Below are 21,039 nucleotides of genomic sequence, written 5' to 3'. Positions count from 1 at the left end.
TATGTATTGATAAAAAAGCTTATAGCACTAACCGTAAAATTTTGCACGCATTACACACTTTTTTCGATAACGATTAAGTATGTAGCACTAACCTAAAAACTTAATTTATGAACAGAATTACATTTTTAAAGCCCAGGCTTATAGTACAAAGCAGGTTTATACTGGCATTGTGTATAGGTTTATCAGGAGGGCTTGCGTATGCTAATACGCCCGATGCAACGGCATCATATTTTTTCCAGTCGAGGGTAACAGGTAAGGTAGTATCTGGTTCAGACCAAATGCCGGTACCCGGCGTTACCGTTATGCTAAAAGGTACCAGTAATTCGGCTGTTACCGATATGGATGGAAACTTTACAATAGAAGCTTCTGCACCAGATGCTGTTTTAGTATTCAGCAGTATTGGCTTTAAAAACCAGGAAGTGGCAGTTGGCGGAAAGACAACAATAAACATAACACTTCAGGAAGATAACAAAGAACTGGAAGAAGTAGTTGTTGTAGGTTATGGTGTTAAAAAGAAAGCTACCGTAACAGGTTCAATCTCTGAGATTGACGGTAAAAGTATTGCCAAAAGTCCTGCAGTAAACGTATCTAATGGTTTTGCAGGGCGTGTAAGTGGTGTAATAGCCAGTAACCGTGGTGGAGAACCGGGTTATGATGATTCAGCTATAACCATTCGTGGTATATCTACCATGAACAGTAATGACGTACTTGTAGTTGTAGATGGTGTGCCGGGACAAATAGGCGGCCTTAGCAGGCTTAATGCCCAGGAGATAGAAACCATAACGGTACTTAAAGATGCCTCTGCAGCTATTTACGGTAGCCGTGCGGCAAATGGTGTAATATTAGTTACTACTAAAAAAGGTAAGCGCGGCAGCAAAATGTCGGTAAGCTATAATTTTGACCAGGGCTTCTCTTCGCCAACAAGGTTGCCGGATATGGCAGATGCGGCTACCTATGCTCAAATACAAAATGAAATAGCCTATTATAACAATAACTCAGTAGGTTTAAATAACGTATACAGCGATAATGATATACAGCAGTTTCGAGATGGGTCAGATCCGCTGGGACATCCTAATACTGACTGGGCTAAGGTTGCGTTAAGAAAAACGTCTCTTCAAAGCCAGCACAACCTTAATGTGCAGGGAGGTAGTGAAAATACAAACTATTTTTTCTCTATTGGTAAAGTATCTCAGGAAGGTTTGTACAGAAACAGCGCTACAGATTATAATCAGTATAACGTAAGGACTAACATTGATACAAATATTAATGACCGCCTTAAGATAGGAGTTTCATTATCAGGACGTAAAGAAGACAGGGTATTTCCTGTAACGGGTGGAGGCGAAATTTTCCGTACCATCTATAGGGCTTTCCCTACAGTACCTGCCTATTATCCTAACGGTTTACCATCTTTAGGTATTGAGAGGAGCAACCCTGCTGTACTTGCTACAGGATTGGGTGGTACTAATGAGAATCCTACTTATGTGTTTAATGGTATCCTTCGTGGTAGCTATCAGTTTGGTTTCCTTGAAGGGTTATCAGTTGATGGTTTTTACTCGGCAGATGTAAGCCAGAGCAGTTCTAAAAGTTTTGCTACACCTTATAACCTTTACGATTATAACGAGGCTACTGGTAATTATGATGCTTATGTAGTAGGTGGCGGTGCTAACCAAAAAGGTGCGCTTACAGAAGAACAGACTAACCAGTCTCAAACGGTATCAAACATCAAGCTAAACTTTAAGCGTAAGTTTGGCGTTCATAACATTGATGCATTTGTAGGGTATGAGCAAAGCGAACTAAACTGGCACAGGTTTGGTGCTTCGCGTATCAACTTCCCAACTACAGAAACACCAGAACTATCTCAGGGTGGAGCATCAGCTACAGACAGGGATAACTGGGGTTCTACTACAAACTATACAAGGCAAAGTTACATAAGCCGCATCGCTTATGATTTTGATGAAAAATACCTTCTTGACCTTCAAATGAGAGTAGATGGTTCATCATATTTCCCGTCAGGTAGCAGGTATGGCTTCTTCCCATCGGTTTCAGCGGGTTACCGCCTTACTAAAGAAGACTGGTTTGTAAACAACGTTTCTTTCTTTGACGATCTTAAAATACGTGCCTCATGGGGGCAGCTGGGTAATGATAGTACTGAGGCATTCCAGTATTTTAATAATTATGCGTTTAATAACAGATATGTTACAGGAAATGTACTTAATTCTGGTATTGACCTTATTAAACTTGCTAACCCGGGCATTACCTGGGAGAGGGCTACAAAAATGGACTTTGGTATCAATACCCGTTTCCTGAAAAATTTTACTGCGGAAGTTGTTTACTTTACACAGGACAGGAGCAAGATACTTATAGCACGTAACGCATCTATACCGGGTTCTACAGGTATTGTTAACCCAAATGGTTCTGACCCGTTAGTACCTAAAGAAAATATAGGGGAAATGAAAAGTTACGGTATAGAAGCTACACTTGGCTACAGCCATCAGGGCGATTTTAGCTGGGGTGTATCGGGTAACTTTACATTTGCAAAAAGTAAAGTGGTTTACAATGATGAAGCACCGGGAACTTTAGATTATCAAAGGCTTACAGGTAACCCATGGGGGACGTATCTGCTTTATGATGCCGTAGGCATTTATAAAACTCAGGAACAAATTAATGGCACACCACATCTTTCTACAGCACAGCCTGGCGACCTTATTTTTAGGGATGTTAATGGTGACGGAGAAATTACTGCCGATGATATGGTGCGTACTAAGTATGGTAACATACCCCAAATGACATTTGGCCTTACAGCAGATGCCAGCTATAAAAACTTTGATATATCTGTAGTATTTTCAGGACAAACACAAGTAAGCCAGTATGTATTGCCGGAGAGTGGTACAGTAGGCAATTTTTACAGCAGCTGGGCAGATAACCGCTGGAGCCCTACAAATATTAACGGTACATATCCTCGTGTAAGCGAAAGGTCTGGTACAGCAATAAGTGGTGGAGGCAGGCGTAACAATTTCTGGTTAAACGATGCATCATTCGTAAGGCTTAAAAACGTACAGTTGGGTTATACACTTCCATCTGATATACTTAACTCATATGGCATTTCAAGTTTCAGGATATATGCCAGTGCGTTTAACCTGTTTACACTTACTAAGGTAAAAGATTACGACCCGGAAGGTAATAATGAAAGCGGGCAGTTCTATCCGCAGCAAAAAATTATCAACCTTGGTTTTAATGTTCAATTCTAATAAAAAAACTATGAAAAAAGCTAATATAATCAGGTTTTTAGCGCTAACAGTAGCTACCGGTGCGGTACTTACAGGTTGCGAAAAAGACTTTTTGGATGTAAATCCTACAAGTGTGGTATCTGATGCTGCAATACTTACCGACTCTACGCTTTTTGAAGCCTACGTTATTAACCGCTATATGGGGGTTAAACTTACCAATAAAGAGGGAGACTCTAATCAGCCGGGCTTTGGCCGTGGCTTTGAATACGGTATGTGGAGCTCGCTTACAGATGAATCTATTTATAATAATGATGACGATACCTGGCTGATACAGCAGGGTGCCCTTGCTCCTGAAAATACGGGTATTGCCGGAACTTTCTGGGCAAGAAGTTACCGTAGTATACGCGAAATTAACTATGCTCTTGCAAATATTCAGCAGGTAGGTATGAGCGCAGATCGCACTAACCGCCTTATTGCTGAGCTTAAATTTCAGAGGGCATTTCGTTACCTTGATCTTGTAAGGAACTACGGTAAGGTAGTGCTTATGGGTGACAGGGTTTTCGAACTCGGTGAAAATTATGCAGACCCAGCTCTTTTCGACCGCAGGCCTATAGAAGAGGTTATCTCTTATGCTGCTGCACAGTTTGACGAAGCTGCTGCCGGCCTTCCGGCATCAAACAGCAGCCAGTATGGAGAAGGACGTGCCACAAAAGGTGCAGCACTTGCCCTTAAAGGCAGGCTGTTATTATACGGTGCTAGCCCACTATACACAGGAGGTTCATCTGATGCTCAGAAATGGGCCGCTGCTGCTGCTGCAAATAAAGCCGTTATGGATTTAGGCACATATGCCCTGTTTCAGGGAGGTTATGATAAACTATTTACAAACGAGCAGAGCAATTCAGAATACATCTTTGCACGTTTTTACAATCTTACTGGGCGCCACCTTGCGCTCGAAATTGCTAACGGCCCTAATGGCTATGGCGGATGGGGCGGAAACGTGCCATTGCAAAACCTTGTAGATGATTATGAAATGGCCGATGGTACATCATTTAGCTGGAATAACCCTACACAGGCAGCTGCGCCTTATGAAAATCGTGATCCTCGTTTTTACCAGACCGTACTTTTTAATGGTGCTGAATATAAAGACAGAAGTGTAGAAACATTCCGTCCGGGGGAAGAGACAGTTCAGACGGACTTGACCCATGGAACACAAGTAAGAGTGGTTACTATTTAAGAAAGTTTCTTCGTGAAGATCTTCCTATCATCAACCCTTGGGCTGTGGCAGGTGTTCAGAACTGGATATATATCCGTTATGGTGAAATATTGCTAAACTATGCAGAGGCGCAAAATGAGGCTGCAGGTCCTGATGCTTCGGTTTATGATGCTGTAAACAGCATAAGGGAGAGAGCCGGTATGCCGGTACTTCCTTCAGGGCTGTCTCAAAGCGATATGCGCGAACGCATTCGCCACGAACGCAGGATAGAACTTGCATTTGAAGAGCACCGTTTTTATGATGTACGCCGCTGGAAAATTGCTGCACAAACAGAAAATGCTACAGCAAAAGGTATTAGCATCAATAAAAATGCTGATGGTACATTTAACTACACCGTTACTACAGCACTGCAAGGTAAAGCATTCCAGGAGAAACATTACTGGTTGCCTATACCAAGGTCTGAAATATTAGCATCTAACAATGTGCTAGAGCAAAATCCGGGTTACTAATTTTTTTAATCCGCAATCCGGGGTGCAGTGTGAGAGCGCCCCGGATTTCTCTTTATATAATTACTATGAAATATAATCACCTTACAACCTTATTACTTACTATAACAGCCATAATTAGTGCTTCTTGCAGCAGTACCCAGGATGCTTCGGAAAATGGTGGACAAAATACTGAACTGTCTTTAAATATAGAAGACGGTAGTATGTATCAGTCTATAGAGCACTTTGGCGCGTCTGATGCGTGGTCATGCCAGTTTGTGGGGAAATGGCCCGACGCAAAAAAAGATGCCATTGCTGATTTGCTTTTTAGTACCGAAGATGATGCCGCCGGTAAGCCAAAGGGGATTGGCCTTTCGCTATGGCGCTTTAACATAGGTGCAGGAAGTGCAGAACAGGGCGCGGCAAGCGGTATAGGCGATGAGTGGCGCAGGGCAGAATCTTTTTTGCAACCTAACGGTACGTATGACTGGAACAGGCAGGCAGGACAGGTATGGTTTGCCAATGCTGCAAAACAGCGCGGCGTGCAAAACCTGTTGGTTTTTCCTAACAGCCCGCCGGTATCGCTTACCAACAACGGGAAGGCTTTTACCAGTAATGCGCAGGCATCAAACCTGGATGATTCTAAGTTTTCTGCATATGCAGATTATCTTGTAAATGTAACAGAAGGGCTAAACAACTTAGGCCTTGATGTAGATTACATTAGCCCGCTGAACGAACCCCAATGGGATTGGGCAGACGGAGGGCAGGAGGGAACTCCGTTCTTTAACAATGAAATAGCACAAATTACCACACTTTTAAGCCAGAAAATTGAAGAAAAAGGGCTTGATACAAGAATTAATATTGCTGAGTGTGCACAAATAGATTATTTGTATTCAACAGGCAATAAACCAGGCAGGGCAGACCAGGTAAAAGACTTTTTTATACCGGGCACTGCAAATTACGTAGGTAACTTGCCACACCTTGATAATGCTATTTCCGGGCACAGTTATTTTACTACATCGCCATACAATAACATGGTCTCTAAAAGGCAGCAACTGGCATCGACCGTAAGCCAGGTGCAGGGCTTGCGCTACTGGATGTCAGAATACTGTATACTGGGCGACAATGCCGGCGAGATAGAGGGTAACGGGCGCGACCTGGGTATTTCTCCGGCTTTATATCTTGCTAAAGTAATACACAGCGACCTTACGGTGGCTAATGCTACGGCGTGGCACTGGTGGATAGCCATTTCTGGTTACAACTATAAAGACGGCTTGGTATATGTAGACAAGAATAATACAGATGGTAATTATTACGAAAGTAAAATGCTTTGGGCCATGGGTAACTACAGCCGCTTTATACGTCCCGGGTACAAGAGGGTTAAGATAAGTAGTTCTTTAGGAGATATACAGGCGCAAAGTTTTTTGTATTCAGCATATAAAGACCCGTCTACAGGTAAGCTGGTAACAGTTGTAATCAACACGGCTCCTGAAGATAAAGTATTTGTATTAAAACAAAACGGAACCGCACTTACAAACCTTATACTATACATAACATCGGCTCAAAAAAATCTTGAGCCCGCTACAGTAACCCAGGGTAAGGTTACTATACCGTCAAGATCTGTAGTTACAATAATAGCAGAATAAATTCTAAGCCAAAACAATCAAAAATTAAAAATAGCCAATAATGACAATTAAGAAATTAGCACTTTTTATCCTGGGTCTTACCTGCATATCGGGTACGGCACAGGTATCGTTTGGAGAGCCACAAAAAATTAATGATAACTGGAAGTTCATTCTTCAGGATGCGCCAAATGCGCAAAATACCAAGTTAGACGAGAAAGACTGGAAAACAGTTAATGTACCGCACGACTGGAGTGTAGAAGGCCAGCTTAGCCCTACACTTGCCAGTGCTACCGGGTTCTTGCCGGGTGGTATAGGGTGGTACCGTAAAACACTAAATGTACCACAAGCCAAAAAAGGCGAAAAAGTATACCTGTACTTTGAAGGGGTATATAACAGGAGTGAGGTGTTTATAAACGGGAAATCGTTAGGCAAACGCCCTAACGGATATATATCTTTTGCTTATGATGCTACACCATATATTAAATATGGCGAAGAAAATACCATAGCCGTGCGTGTAGACCATAGTAAAAGTGCGGACTCACGCTGGTATACCGGATCAGGTATTTACCGTAATGTGTGGGTAGTATATGCTAACCCTGTACACATTGGGCAATGGGGTGTGTATGCTTATCCTGAAGTGAAAAGCGGAAACGGTGTACTGAATGTTGAGGTTTCGGTAGAAAACGGATCGTCTTCAAAATCGGCCGTTACAGTAGTAAGCGAACTGGTATCTAAAGACGGTAAAACAGTTGCTAAAAGTTCTGACAAGGTAACAGTAGCGGCTAATCAATCAGGAAAGATAGCTACACAGCTTAAGGTAAGTAACCCACAGCTTTGGAGCTTAAACAATCCTAACCTGTATACGCTAAAAACAACGGTACTTAAAGATGGTAAGGCAATAGATAAATCAACACTTACTACAGGTTTCCGTGGTTTTACCTTTGATCCTGATAAAGGTTTTGCCCTTAACGGAACATGGATGAAGCTTAAAGGTGTTTGTTTGCACCACGATGCCGGTGTACTGGGTTCTGCCGTGCCACGCGATGTATGGAAAACAAGACTGCAAACCCTTAAATCTATTGGTGTTAATGCAGTGCGCACAAGCCACAATCCACAGGCTCCTGTGTTTTATGAACTGTGTGACGAACTTGGACTTTTAATACTTAACGAAGCTTATGATGAGTGGGAATATCCTAAACGTAAATGGCTTGAGGGCTGGAACGTGGGTACACCGGGCTTTGAAGGTTCTTATGATATTTTTGCAGAATGGTCAGAAAAAGACCTTGAAGATATGGTGCGCCGCGACCGTAACCACCTGTCAGTATTTGCATGGAGCATAGGTAACGAGGTAGATTATCCTAACGACCCATATTCGCACCCGGTACTTGATGGCGATAAAAATAATGGCTTCTCTCAGGCAGCTTATGGTGGTTATAAAAAAGATGCGCCAGATGCCATGCGCCTTGGTGCCATTGCAAAACGCCTTGTAGCAGCGGTTAAAAAATATGACAAATCGCGCCCTACAACTGCAGGCCTTGCAGGTGTAGCAATGAGTAACGAGACTGAATATCCGGGGGCAATAGATATTACCGGGTATAATTATACCGAAAGCAAATACCAGACAGACCACAAAAAATACCCTAAAAGGGTAATTTATGGCAGCGAAAACCGCCACGATATGGAAGCCTGGCTTGCGGTTAAAAACAACGAGCATATTTTTGGGCAGTTCCTATGGACGGGTATTGACTATTTAGGCGAATCGGGTAAATGGCCATCAAGAGGTTTCTATTCAGGTCTTGTAGATTTTGCAGGGCAAATAAAGCCACGCGGTTATTTCCGTCAGTCGCTTTGGTCAGATAAGCCAATGATTTTTGCGGGGACGTATGTTGCTAAAAAGGAAAGGGAACTTTCTATGGATGCGTGGCCAATTTGGAATTATGAAGATGGACAGACCGTAAGGGTAGTAGTGTACACTAACGCTGCTAAAGCACGCCTTGAGCTTGACGGTAAAGTTATAGGCGAAGTGAAAAACTATGATGCCAAATCAGGTATTATTTCATGGGATGTGCCTTACAAGGCTGGTAAGCTTGAAGCCATTGGCCTTAGTGCAGACAATAAAGAGGTAAGCCGTTTTGCGGTTTCATCATCTAAGCAGCCTTATGCATTGGTAATTAACCAAAAAAGCATTACTATTGATAAACAAAAAGGCACTGCCCAGGTTTTATTGCAAATAGTTGACGAAAACGGGCTTCCGGTAATGCTGTCTGACAATGAGATTACTACTGTGGTAAGCGGGCCTGCAAAATTATTAGGTCTTGAGGCAGGTAATAACAGCGATATGACCGATTATACAGATAATGTACAGAGGGCATTTCACGGGCACATACTTGCTTACATACAGGCAACTGGTGATGCAGGACAGGTTACCGTTAAGTTTACCAGCCCGTGGCTAAAATCAGCAGAGGCTACGATTACAATTAAATAGTAAAAACATATTGGTAAATAGTTAGTAAAAAACCAAAACCACTACTGTATATGGCTGCAAAGCTGTATACAGTAGTTTATTTATTTTAAGATGAAAGTAAAAGTTATAGTAGCTGCCGCGTGCAGTATTGCTTTGCTGTCAGGTTGTGGCAGTAGTAAAAAAACAACTGCATTTAAGCAGGGTGAATTTAAAACCTGGGCACAAACCCCGCCTATGGGCTGGAACAGTTGGGACTGTTATGGCCCTACAGTTACCGAAGCTGAGGTTAAGGCTAATGCAGATTATATGGCGGCCAACCTTAAAAGCCACGGATGGGAATATATAGTAACCGATATCCGCTGGTTTGTAGAGAATGATAAGGCAGGTGGATACAACCAGACAGACCCGCGTTATGTTATAGACCAGTATGGGCGCTATCAGCCTGCTGTAAACCGTTTTCCGTCTGCTAAAGGTGGCAAAGGGTTTAAAGCACTGGCAGACTATGTGCACAGTAAAGGCCTTAAATATGGTATTCATATAATGCGCGGTATTCCTAAAAAAGCGGTGCAGGAAAAAATGCCAATACTGGGTACTAACGGTATTACTGCAGATATGATCTATACTACAGATATGCAGTGTAAGTGGCTTCAGGATAACTATACTATACTTGCAGATAAGCCTGGCGCACAAGAGTATTATAACTCCATCATTAACCTGTATGCCTCATGGGGTGTAGACTTTATTAAAATCGATGACCTTTCTGCCCCGTATCATGAAGGAGAGATTAACCTAATACGCAATGCCATTGATAATTGTGGCAGGAAAATAGTACTGAGCACCTCGCCGGGAGAAACCCCAATTGAAGATGCTGTACACGTTAGTAACCATGCTAATATGTGGCGTATGGTAGACGACGTTTGGGATACCTGGCCACACATAACCCATCTTATGGATGTTGCCCAAAAGTGGTATCCGTATATAGCGCCGGGTACATGGCCGGATTGCGATATGATTCCGCTTGGACGCATATCGGTACGTGGTGAGCGTGGCGAGGACCGTATGACACGCTTGACCAAAGATGAGCAGTACCTGCTGATGACATTTTTTACCATATTTAAATCGCCGTTGATGTTTGGTGGTGATATGCCGAGTAACGACGCGTTTACGCTATCACTCCTTACTAATGATGAGGTGTTAAAGATGCATCGTGAGGGTACTGATGTAAAGCAAATTTACCAGAAAGACGGGCAGATAGCCGTTACTTCTAAGAATCCTAAAGATGGTAGTACCTATCTTGCTTTATTTAATATTTCTGAATCTGAAAAAGAAGTAGCTGTAACATTGGCTGATCTTGGTGTTTCAGGTAATGTAAAAGTGACAGATATGTGGAATAGTGCAGCAAAGGGCGGTACTGTATCGGGTATAATTTCTGCAAGCCTAAAGCCGCATAGTTCGGTTTTATATAAATTAAGCAAGTAAATCGAACAGTTAAATATTTCTTTGATGTTTATTTATGGTCTATTTGACTATTATTGCTAATTGTCATTAATTTGCAATAACAACATCAAAGAAATTTAACCAAACCTCATTATGAAGAAAATAACTTTACTGTTTATAGTTTTATATTGTTTTACAATACTCACTGCATTTGGCACTAATCCAAAAGATTACGGCCCGCACAAGGTATACCTTTTTGCCTATGCCACAGAGAAGGACAAAGGGCATAACGGGCTTCATTTTGCGTGGAGTAATGACAAAAAAAACTGGTTTGCCATTGGTCCTGAGCATAGCTTTTTAAAATGTGATTATGGGCGTTGGGGTGCAGAAAAACGAATGCTTAATCCTTTTTTGTTTAAAGATAATGCGGGCATATACCATTGCCTGTGGAGTGTAAACGAAAGGGACAATGTTCTTGCCCATGCCGCCAGTACTGATCTTGTTAACTGGAACCGCCAGACCTATGTACCTGTAATGAAAGGTGGTAATGTAGAAAATATTACAGTATCAGCAAACAACGGAAGCTACGTCATAAACTTTACAAGTAATGGAAAACCTTACAACACTACCACGGCTGATTTTAAAAAGTATACTGATACAAAATCTTCCGCAACTGCCGCAGCTGCAAAAGGAACAGTTATTATAGAGGGCGAAAGTCATATAGGTACTATTACAGAGGTTGATTACAGTGTGGTAGAGAATCTTGTAAAGACAGTTCAGTCTGTAAAATATAAAAACGAACACAACAAAACTTCGCCGGAAAGCGATGCCAAAATGTTTGCCGGATTAAAGTCCTTACAGGCAAAAATTACGGTTGATGCTAGCCAAAGCAAAAAGATAAGCAACCTGCTTACCGGGGTTTTCTTTGAAGATATTAATTATGCTGCCGATGGTGGGTTGTATGCCGAACTCATCCAGAATCGTGATTTTGAATATGCCCTTAGTGATAAGGAGAGCAAGGATAAAAACTGGAACCATACCACGGCCTGGACAGGAACTTTTAAACTGGATAGTGTTAACGGTATCCATGCCAACAATGCCCATTATGCCATTATTAAAAACAATACGGTAAGCAATACCGGTTTTGATGGTATAGCCTTAAAGGCAGGCGATAAGTATGACCTTTCGGTTTTTGCAAAAGGTGCGGCGTTTACTGTAAAACTTAAGGATGCAACAGGTATTATTTTGGCGCAGGCCAATATTAAGCCTGGTACACTTTGGAAAAAATATTCAGCTATACTAAAGCCAGGTAAAACGGTTACAGACGCTGTCTTAGAAATAAGTACTACTGGTGAAACGGCTATTGATATGGTATCCTTGTTTCCACAAAAAACATACAAAGGCCGCAAGAACGGCCTGCGTGCAGATCTGGCAGAAACAGTAGCAAACCTGCACCCCAGGTTTATGCGTTTTCCGGGTGGGTGCGTGGCGCATGGCGATGGTATTGATAACATTTACCGTTGGAAAAACACCATAGGATCGCTTGAAAGCCGCAAGCCAATGCGTAACCTGTGGGGCTATCACCAAAGTATGGGGCTGGGTTATTTTGAATACTTTCAGTATTGCGAAGACATGGACGCAGAACCTGTGCCGGTATTGGCAGCGGGTGTACCATGCCAAAATTCGGGCGTAGGTGGCGCCGGACAGCAGTTTGGTATCCCAATGGAACACATGGACGAATATGTGCAGGATGTACTGGATCTTATAGAATATGCAAATGGCAGCGTTACCACAACCTGGGGTAAAAAACGTGCCGAAGCAGGACATCCTAAGCCTTTTAACCTTAAGTATATTGGCATTGGTAATGAAGACCTGATTACCGATGTGTTTGAAGAACGCTATACAATGATTGTTAATGCCGTACGCAAACAATATCCGGATATTAAAGTGATAGGTACCGTGGGCCCATTTTTTGAAGGCTCAGATTATCGTGAAGGCTGGGCGATAGCCGATAAGCTGAATTTACCGTTGGTAGATGAACATTATTATGAACAACCGGGGTGGTTTATAAACAATCAAAACTTTTATGACAGTTACGATCGCTCTAAGGCTAAAGTATATCTTGGGGAATATGCCTCATGGGGTAACACCATGTACAATGCATTGGCCGAAGCCTTATACCTTACAGGGGTAGAGCGTAACGGCGATGTGGTAAGTATGGCTTCGTATGCGCCAATGTTAGCAAGAGAAAACCATACACAATGGAATCCTGACCTTATTTATTTTAATGGCAGCGAAGTTAAGCCTACCGTAAATTATTATGTACAGCAATTATATGGTAATAACCCCGGCGACAGCTATCTGCAAAGTTTTGTAAAACTTTCAGATAATAGCGAGGTAAATAAAAGATTAGGTATTTCTGTAGTAACAGATGCTGCTACCGGCGACCTTATTATTAAAATAGCAAACGTACTGCCTGTAAGTGTTATGCCGGAAATAGCATTACAAAACATCACAGCTAAAGGGGCGGCTACTTACACTGTATTTGCCGAAAAGCCTGATAGTAAAACAGGTAAACCTGTAACTACTTCTATACCGTCGCAGCAGGCACTTAGCAAGGAGCTGCCACCGTATTCGTTTACGGTTATACGATTTAAAACCAAATAAAATATTATGAAGAAATTCAAATCACTTATACTACTCTTTATTGCAATAATACCGCTTTTAAATGCACAGCAGCCACCGGCAGCAGTGCCTGATAAAGATCTTAATGCTTACTTATTTGTATATTTTACAGGTAATAGTGTAGACGAAGAACAGGTGCGCTATGCCATAAGTGCAGATGGCTATAAGTTTTATACTTTAAATAATGATAAGCCTGTTATAGACAGCAAAAAAATAAGCAGCACCGGTGGTGTACGCGATCCGCACATATTGCGCGGTGCAGATGGCAAAACGTTTTATATGACGCTTACCGATATGACATCTTCTAAAGGATGGGACAGCAACCGTGCTATGGTATTGCTTAAAAGTACCGACCTTGTTAACTGGACATCATCTGTTGTAAACATTCAAAAAGCGTTTTCGGGTAATGAGAACCTGAAGCGTGTATGGGCACCGCAAACCATTTATGATGCTAAGGCCGGTAAGTATATGGTCTACTTTAGTATGCAGCACGATAATGGCGCTGACATAATTTATTACGCATACGCTAACAAAGATTTTACAGGTTTTGAAAGTGCACCTAAACAATTGTTCTTTCCAAAATCCGGCAAGGCGTGCATTGACGGCGACATTATTGAAAAAGATGGTGTGTACCATTTATTCTATAAAACCGAAGGTGAAAAGGCAGGTATTAAAGTGGCTACCACAACCGATTTAACTTCGGGTAAATGGACTGAAAATGACAAGTACCTGCAACAAACACCCGAAGCAGTAGAAGGATCGGGTGTGTTTAAGCTGAATCATACCAATGAATACATACTAATGTATGATATGTATCTTAAAGGCAAATACCAGTTTACAAAAAGTACCGACCTGGAGTATTTTACAGCAATAGATAATGAAGTAAGCATGGATTTTCACCCGAGACACGGTACCGTATTGCCAATAACCCGTAGCGAACTAAAAGCAGTTATTGCTAAATGGGGGATGCCAAAAGACTATCCTGCCATAAATAACAATCCTGCTTTAGAAGGCTATTATGCAGATCCTGATGTGCTGTATAGTAATAAAACCGGCAAGTATTATATTTACCCTACCAGCGATGGTTTTGATGGGTGGGGAGGTTACTATTTTAAGGTATTCTCGTCTGATAACCTTACCAACTGGAAAGATGAGGGTATTATAATAGACCTTAAAAAAGACGTAACCTGGGCAAACCGTAACGCATGGGCACCCTGCATTGTAGAAAAAAAGATAAACGGGCAGTATAAATACTTTTACTACTTTACAGCAGCACAAAAAATAGGCGTGGCGATTAGCGACAATCCTACAGGCCCATTTGTAGATAGCGGCAAGGCACTTGTTGCCACCAGGCCGGATGGTGTAAAAGACGGGCAGGAAATAGATCCTGATGTATTTACAGATCCTAAGACCAATAAAAGCTACCTGTATTGGGGTAACGGTTATATGGCTGTGGCAGAGCTTAATGATAATATGGTTAGCCTTAAGCAAAACAGTACCAAAACCATTAAGGTGGATGATACCTTTAGAGAAGGTACGTATGTAATTTACCGCAAGGGTACATACTATTTTATGTGGAGCGAAGACGATACCCGTAGCCCTAACTATAAGGTGCGTTATGGTACTGCAAAGTCTCCGTTAGGGCCAATAAAAATACCTGCTGATAATGTAGTAATTAAAGGCGATAAAGAAAGTGGCATATATGCTACAGGGCACAATTCTGTAGTGCAGGTGCCGGGTAAGGACGAATGGTATATTGTGTACCACAGGTTTAATTATCCTGATGGTATAAACATGGGCGATGCGGCAGGTTTTCACCGCGAAGTTTGTATAGATAAACTGGAATTTAATAAAGACGGTTCTATAAAAACAACCGTACCTACACATAAAGGCATACAGCCGATTAAATAATTATCCGGACTAAACCGCATAAAAAAATCCTGAGGGCACTACACCTCAGGATTTTTTATTCATAGCAATCTTAACTAATAACTCAAATTATCTTTACGGATTGGCAACTTTAGTATAAGTCTCTACAGTAATGCCATCGCTTTTGTCATCATAGGTTTCTACAACAAAGTTTCCGCTATCGTCAAAATGCCCTATAGAGGTGCCCTGGCTTGTACGGTATATGTATTGTCCGTTATCTGTTTTACGTACCACACCATAGTTCTTAACAGTGGGCGATGCAATTTTGTAGCCATTCCTGTCAGTAACAAAAATGTAGCGCTCGCCGTTCAGCTCATAATAAGTTGGTATACCGTCGCCCTGTATTGTTGTACTGCTTGATACCTGTACCGGCGTAGGTTTAACATCTTTATTCAGCTTTTTACTGTCGGCATCTTTAAGCTCTATATTTTGTTTTGCCTCGGTAGTTTCAGTCTTTGTTATTTTTCGTGGTTTTGTACCATTATTTACCGTTACGGTTGTGGTGGTACTTTCTTTGGTTACATTTTGGTTAACCTGTGCTGTGGCTGTAAAGCCCAGCGCAAGCATAACTACTATAGCTATATTTTTCATGACAGTGTTTTTAATTGTTACTGATACAAAGGTATTTACGGTATGTTAAAAACTCTCGTAATGAAAATATAAAGATTAGCCAAAGTTATATCATGAGAGAATAATTGAATTAACCTGCCGGTAGGTATGACTTTAAATTACCAGGAACGATAAACATTCTGAAAAATATTAAATTTTTATTTTCGGATAAGTTTCAGTTAATGAAATGGTTAAAAAAAAGAATGGAATTATTTTTATTTTTTTAGTTCAAAGTGCTTGCAGAACCCGAAAAGCTTACTATATTTGCACTCGCAATCAGGTAATGAAAGCGATACTTACTGGAGAAATGGCAGAGTGGTCGAATGCGGCGGTCTTGAAAACCGTTGACTGTAACAGGTCCGGGGGTTCGAATCCCTCTTTCTCCGCCACCTGGAGTTTGAAAGAGAACTTCAAAAAAATTAAACCTTTGAATACTTCGGTATTTGAAGGTTTTTTTTTGAAGTAGATTGAATGTAGATTTTCTAAAACTTATAAAATAAAAAACAGAAGTAACCCGAGAGCTACTTCTGTCTATAGAATGTATATTAAGTCTTTATCGTTATTAAACAACTAATAACATTTGTAGTAATACAGCATCTTATTTTTTAAAGATTTTCATTGTCTGGCTACCTTTTTCAGTTTCAGCCTTTACAAAATAAACTCCCGATGCCAAGTGCGACATATCGGCAGTAACTGAGTCCTGATCAGTAGAAAGTTTCATTACCGGCTGCCCAATCATATTGTAGATTACTACTGCTTTAATTACATCATCCGCTTTTATGCTTAGTGTATTAACTACCGGGTTAGGGTAAAATGCAATGTTCTTAGTATAGCTCTCTGTGGCTAGTACTTCATTTACTGTAACTGCAAGTGACGGGCTTATGCAATCTCCTTCACTCACAACTGCATAATAGGTTGTAGTATCTGTAAGTAAAGTAGTAGGCAGTAACACTATGGTAAGGTCTTCATTACTGTACCATGTGATATTGTTTCCATTAGGTTCAAGATCGGCGAGGGTTTGTCCTGAAGTAAACTCTTGTGTAGCATCCCCGTCAGGTTGATCTAAAATGTTTACTGAAATTTCTACAGGAGTACGAAGGCTTTCGCAGTTGTTTAGTGTTTGCGACGCATAGTAAGTACCTGTTTCAATTGAGCTATCATTGCTTAGTGGCATACCGCCTGTTACCGCGCTATACCATACAATCCCGTTTATGCTGTTTGTTTCAAGGTCGGCTACTGTTGTTTCTCCACAAAAAGATTGCGCTGCCACAACTGGCGCCGGTGTAATGTTACGCTCAACAGCAAGTGCCGCTCTCGGGCTTTCGCAACCGTTAACGGTTTGTGATGCGTAGTAAACAGATACACCTTCTGCAATGGCGGTAGTTGTGGTTAATGCAGTACCTCCTGTTGCAGTAGTGTACCATTGGATGTTTTGTCCTTCAGCAGAAAGCCCTGCTACTGTGGCTGCATTACAAAATGTTACGGCACTGCTGCTAACTACAGGCATTGCCGGTATGGCGTTTACCGTAATTGCTACCATAGTGCGTGTGCTTTCGCAGTTATTAACTCTTTGAGATACGTAGTAATTCCCTGTATTAACAGATGCGGCAAGGCTTAGTGGTGTAATGCCGTCGGCTGTTGCATACCATAGTGTATTTGTACCTGTAGTAACTTGTAGCTGTGCTGCTGTTGTAGCACCACAAAATGTTTGCGCAGCTGCAAGTGGTGCAGCGGGTATGCTGTTTACCGTAACTGCTACGCTTGTGCGAGGGCTTTCGCAACCATTAATGGTTTGTGATACATAATATGTACCGGTAGTTAGTTCAGCATTTGCCGTAAGGGCATCGCCACCAGTTTCAACACTATACCATGCAGGTGCTATACCATTTGCTGTAAGGCTACCGGCATTTGCAACGCCGCAAAATGACTGCGCTGTGGCAACTGGTGCTTCAGGAATGTTGTTTATAATTACAAGAAATGCTGTTTTTGGGCTTTCGCAGCCGTTAACGGTTTGTGTGGCGTAGTAAACAGCTGTTATAAGTGCTGTGTCGCTGCTTAGGGGGGCAGTGCTTGTAAGTGAAGTGTAATATTTAACGGCAGTGCCTTGTTCTGTGATTATACCGGCTACTGTAGTTGCGCCGCAAAATACCTGCGGGTTAACCAGTGGTATGGCAGGAATATCATATACAGTTACTACTACGGCAAGCCTTGGGCTCTCGCAGCCGTCTATGGTTTGGGTTACATAGTAAGTAGCAGTAGTTAATGCATCAGTAGCAGTTAAGGCTGTGCCTCCTGTTTCAGCAGTATACCATTTAGGAGCAGTAGCTGTTGTTGTAACCAACTGTGCTACCGTACCAGAGCCACAAAACTGTTGCGCAACTGCTACCGGAAGTGCCGGAATTGCGTTTACAGTAATAGCCACCGCAGTACGCGGACTTTCGCAACCGTCTACTGTTTGAGATACATAGTAGGTATTTGTAGTAATGGCGCTGTCTGCTGTAAGTGCGGTACCACCGGTTTCGGCAGTGTACCATAATGCGCCTGTACCAGATGATATTAATCCGGCTACTGTAGCCGTGCCGCAAAACAGTTGTGCATCGGCAGTAGGGGCATCTGGTATGGGTACTATGCTAACCTCGGTAAAGTTACGAAGGCTCTCGCAGCCGTTAACAGTTTGCGATACAAAGTAATTTCCCATTGTAACAGGGGTTTCAGGTGCCAGTGGTGTACCACCTGTTTCTTCCATATACCATTTTAGAGATACTCCGGTTACGGCTGTAAGACCCGCTACAGTACCCGATCCGCAAAATAATTGTTCTGTAACTGTTTCCGGCATTGCAGGAATATCATTTACAGTAACGCTAACGGCTAACTTTTCGCTTTCGCAATTTGCAATGGTTTGCGATACATAATATGTACCTGTTACAATTGTGGCAGTAGCCAGCATTGGCTGGGCAGCCGTTTGGCTTTCATACCATTTTATAGTACCTGTCCCAATTGCTGTAAGCCCGGCAACGGTAGATGGACCACAAAGTAATTGTGCAGTAGCGGCAGGCAGATTGATGATGCCACAGGCAGGAACCGCAACTGTTATAACATTAGAGTTTGGCGAAACTAAAGCGCCATTTTCTGCTCTTACTCTGTAATAGAAGGTAGTGTTTGGCAATATGCCGCTGGATACATAAGTAGATAAACCGTCTACGGCAACGTTGTCATAATCTTCCAGTATATTAGAAAAGTCTTCAGTACTGCTTACGTCAAGGCGGTAGCCTGTGGCATTAGGCACAGGATCCCAGTTTGCGGTAAAGCCACCGGTGCTTATTGTTGTAGCTATGGTAGCTATAGGTGCCATAACGCTTACTTCGCCCTGTATAACAAGTGTTTTAGCATGGCTGTAACCGTTGCCCGATGTAGAGCCCGGTACACGAACCACTTTAATCATCATGGTATTACCGGAGGTAACAATCTGGTTGGTTTCCGGTACATTAAGCGCGCTTATGGCGGTGCCACCATTACAGCTCGAAGAAGAAGCTACGCTGGTTACTGTGCCATTTACCGTGCCGTTGTTAATAACCTGAAAGTTAAATGATGATGAACCTGCATTGCTTCTTACACCTGTACCATTAATACTGGTAATTTTAAAAGTAAAACCCAGTGTAGCTTTAAGTGTAAGGGTGGTTACGGCATTTTGTCCGTTGGGAGTGGTTGCACAGGCGCTTACTCCGTCATATGACTGGATTTCGATACCAGTGGGAAGGCCCGAAGGCCCGCCAAAGCCGTGGTTTAATGTAAAAGCCGTTTGCGAAAAGCCTGTTGCCGTTGCAAGCAACATAAGCATGACAGCTAAGGCCAAAAACTTTGTTTGTAAAATTCTGATCATGGTTTAGAAAGGTTTTGATTGTTGATTAAATCAGTGCCTCCAAAAATATGATTATTCCCAAACCCTGATTTTTTTTACATTTAAAATAAATATTAACTTATTGTTAATCAGTTTGTTTTGAGGGTTGTTGCAGGTGCTTGTAATGTCAAAATAAAGAAGCCTAATTGTAATTTAAGTTGTTTTACAGCGCGTAAAAAAGGTAGTGGAACCGCATTAATAAAGACCTTGACAGCGGTTTTATTGCACAAAATTTTAGTGTAAATTTTGTGTTACCCTAAGACAATATCAGGCAGAGCGATAAAAAAAGTAAATATATCCGCTAATAAGTCTTTGATAAGTTAAATATTTTTATAATTTTGCACCCGCAATCTAAGGGTCGCATAGCTCAGCTGGATAGAGCACCTGCCTTCTAAGCAGGCGGTCTCAGGTTCGAATCCTGATGCGATCACCAAAGATCATATTGTAAAAAAGCCCTGAATTTTCAGGGCTTTTTTTTTATGTATTTGCAAAACCAAACTACTTCACATGTGTAGGGCTTGTTATCTGCACATCCTGAAAAGCAATGGCACCGCGTACCACACCGGTAATGGTACTGCGCAGGGCATCGATAATATGGCCTTTAAGCTCTTTTTTATTGTAAATAAGGCTTACCTCACGCGAAGGTTGCGGCGCTTTGAACGGGCGCAGTTTCTCGGTAGCCTTTACGGGCATATCCAGTGTGTGCAGGTAGGGCAGGAGCGTCATACCCAGGCCTTCGTCTACCAGGCGAACCATGGTTTCAAAACTACCGCTTTCGATCTGGAAATGGTTATCGTTTGGCAACGATGTTGCCTTGCAGATATTCAGTACATTATTGCGGAAACAATGCCCATCCTGCAACAGCAGTATATTACTTAAGTTAGCCTCCAGGTCTTCTACTTCAAATTCGGGTTTGTTGTATGCAGGGTTATTTTCAGGTACATAAGCCACAAAAGGCTCATAGTATAATACCACTTCTTTTATGCTTTCTTCATCCAGTGGGGTGGCGGCTATGGCAGCATCCAGCTGACCATTCTTCAGCATCTTTATAATATCTTCGGTATTTCGCTCTTCTATAATAAGGTTTACACGCGGATATTTCTTTATAAAGTTTGCCATGAACATGGGTAGGAGCGTAGGCATAATGGTAGGGATGATACCTACTTTAAAATCGCCGCCTATAAACCCTTTTTGCTGGTCTACAATATCTTTGATACGACCAGATTCGTTAACGATGTTCTTAGCCTGATTTACTATTTTTTCGCCAACTTCGGTAAGCTGAATAGGTTTTTTACTGCGGTCAAATATTTGTATATCCAGTTCTTCTTCAAGCTTTTGAATCTGCATACTAAGTGTGGGCTGGGTAACAAAACATTTTTCTGCGGCAGCGGTAAAGTTTTTATGCTCGGCAACGGCTAATACATATTGAAGTTGGGTAATGGTCATATGATAGATTTTTATGATAAA

Annotated in this window: 9 protein-coding genes, 2 tRNA genes and 1 pseudogene; 9 read left to right on the top strand and 3 right to left on the bottom strand. The window is 41.9% G+C overall.

What is annotated here, in order from left to right; all coding sequences use genetic code 11:
* Positions 1 to 107: 107 nt before the first annotated feature.
* The 7 genes and pseudogenes from DYH63_RS11325 to DYH63_RS11295 all read left to right on the top strand — a co-directional run bounded on the left by DYH63_RS11325 (position 108) and on the right by DYH63_RS11295 (position 15,047).
* The gene (locus tag DYH63_RS11325; RefSeq protein WP_116788912.1) at positions 108 to 3,248 is read left to right on the top strand and encodes a SusC/RagA family TonB-linked outer membrane protein; all 3,141 of its coding nucleotides are present in this window, start codon (positions 108 to 110) and stop codon (positions 3,246 to 3,248) included.
* A pseudogene (locus DYH63_RS11320) lies at positions 3,184 to 4,949 on the top strand (RagB/SusD family nutrient uptake outer membrane protein). Before DYH63_RS11325 ends, DYH63_RS11320 begins: the two are co-directional and overlap by 65 nt.
* A gap of 65 nt (positions 4,950 to 5,014) precedes the next feature.
* A complete protein-coding gene (locus tag DYH63_RS11315; protein WP_116788911.1) occupies positions 5,015 to 6,571 on the top strand; it encodes a glycoside hydrolase in 1,557 nt (518 codons plus the stop codon).
* A 40-nt stretch (positions 6,572 to 6,611) separates the two neighbouring features.
* On the top strand, positions 6,612 to 9,035 hold the full coding sequence (locus DYH63_RS11310) for a glycoside hydrolase family 2 TIM barrel-domain containing protein (protein ID WP_116788910.1): 2,424 nt from the start codon (positions 6,612 to 6,614) through the stop codon (positions 9,033 to 9,035).
* A gap of 90 nt (positions 9,036 to 9,125) precedes the next feature.
* Entirely contained in the window at positions 9,126 to 10,493 is a 1,368-nt protein-coding gene (locus DYH63_RS11305) for a glycoside hydrolase family 27 protein (RefSeq protein WP_116788909.1), read from the top strand.
* Between the two features lie 111 nt (positions 10,494 to 10,604).
* Positions 10,605 to 13,118 carry an alpha-L-arabinofuranosidase family protein gene (locus DYH63_RS11300; protein WP_116788908.1) on the top strand — a complete coding sequence of 838 codons (2,514 nt, stop codon included), beginning with the start codon at positions 10,605 to 10,607 and terminating at the stop codon, positions 13,116 to 13,118.
* Between the two features lie 6 nt (positions 13,119 to 13,124).
* Positions 13,125 to 15,047: a glycoside hydrolase family 43 protein gene (locus DYH63_RS11295; RefSeq protein WP_116788907.1), complete on the top strand. Its 1,923-nt coding sequence runs from the start codon at positions 13,125 to 13,127 to the stop codon at positions 15,045 to 15,047.
* A gap of 93 nt (positions 15,048 to 15,140) precedes the next feature.
* Here the strand turns inward: DYH63_RS11295 and DYH63_RS11290 are convergent, their stop codons facing one another.
* Positions 15,141 to 15,656, bottom strand: coding sequence for a hypothetical protein (locus tag DYH63_RS11290; RefSeq protein ID WP_116788906.1), 516 nt, complete (start codon positions 15,654 to 15,656; stop codon positions 15,141 to 15,143).
* A gap of 319 nt (positions 15,657 to 15,975) precedes the next feature.
* Between DYH63_RS11290 and DYH63_RS11285 the strand changes: the two genes are divergently transcribed.
* Positions 15,976 to 16,063 (top strand) — tRNA-Ser (locus DYH63_RS11285).
* 209 nt (positions 16,064 to 16,272) lie between these two features.
* Here the strand turns inward: DYH63_RS11285 and DYH63_RS11280 are convergent.
* Positions 16,273 to 19,554, bottom strand: a complete 3,282-nt coding sequence (locus DYH63_RS11280; RefSeq protein WP_116788905.1) for an Ig-like domain-containing protein — start codon at positions 19,552 to 19,554, stop codon at positions 16,273 to 16,275.
* A 374-nt stretch (positions 19,555 to 19,928) separates the two neighbouring features.
* Between DYH63_RS11280 and DYH63_RS11275 the strand changes: the two genes are divergently transcribed.
* Positions 19,929 to 20,005: transfer RNA gene (locus DYH63_RS11275), tRNA-Arg, on the top strand.
* Between the two features lie 65 nt (positions 20,006 to 20,070).
* On the opposite strand, the gene DYH63_RS11270 is transcribed toward DYH63_RS11275, so the two are convergent.
* A complete protein-coding gene (locus DYH63_RS11270) occupies positions 20,071 to 21,018 on the bottom strand; it encodes a LysR substrate-binding domain-containing protein (protein WP_116788904.1) in 948 nt (315 codons plus the stop codon).
* Between the last annotated feature and the right edge of the window lie 21 nt (positions 21,019 to 21,039).

This window comes from Flavobacterium psychrotrophum, assembly GCF_003403075.1.
Lineage (GTDB): Bacteria > Bacteroidota > Bacteroidia > Flavobacteriales > Flavobacteriaceae > Flavobacterium > Flavobacterium psychrotrophum.
Note: the sequence above shows the minus strand (reverse complement) of the source record. Positions and strands in the feature narration are given on the sequence as shown.

Excerpts from the sequence above, each read along its gene's own strand:
- DYH63_RS11295 (WP_116788907.1), top strand. The coding sequence starts at position 13,125 with ATGAAGAAATTCAAATCACTTATACTACTCTTTATTGCAATAATACCG.
- DYH63_RS11290 (WP_116788906.1), bottom strand. The coding sequence starts at position 15,656 with ATGAAAAATATAGCTATAGTAGTTATGCTTGCGCTGGGCTTTACAGCC.
- DYH63_RS11280 (WP_116788905.1), bottom strand. The coding sequence starts at position 19,554 with ATGATCAGAATTTTACAAACAAAGTTTTTGGCCTTAGCTGTCATGCTT.
- DYH63_RS11315 (WP_116788911.1), top strand. The coding sequence starts at position 5,015 with ATGAAATATAATCACCTTACAACCTTATTACTTACTATAACAGCCATA.
- DYH63_RS11305 (WP_116788909.1), top strand. The coding sequence starts at position 9,126 with ATGAAAGTAAAAGTTATAGTAGCTGCCGCGTGCAGTATTGCTTTGCTG.
- DYH63_RS11300 (WP_116788908.1), top strand. The coding sequence starts at position 10,605 with ATGAAGAAAATAACTTTACTGTTTATAGTTTTATATTGTTTTACAATA.
- DYH63_RS11270 (WP_116788904.1), bottom strand. The coding sequence starts at position 21,018 with ATGACCATTACCCAACTTCAATATGTATTAGCCGTTGCCGAGCATAAA.
- DYH63_RS11325 (WP_116788912.1), top strand. The coding sequence starts at position 108 with ATGAACAGAATTACATTTTTAAAGCCCAGGCTTATAGTACAAAGCAGG.
- DYH63_RS11310 (WP_116788910.1), top strand. The coding sequence starts at position 6,612 with ATGACAATTAAGAAATTAGCACTTTTTATCCTGGGTCTTACCTGCATA.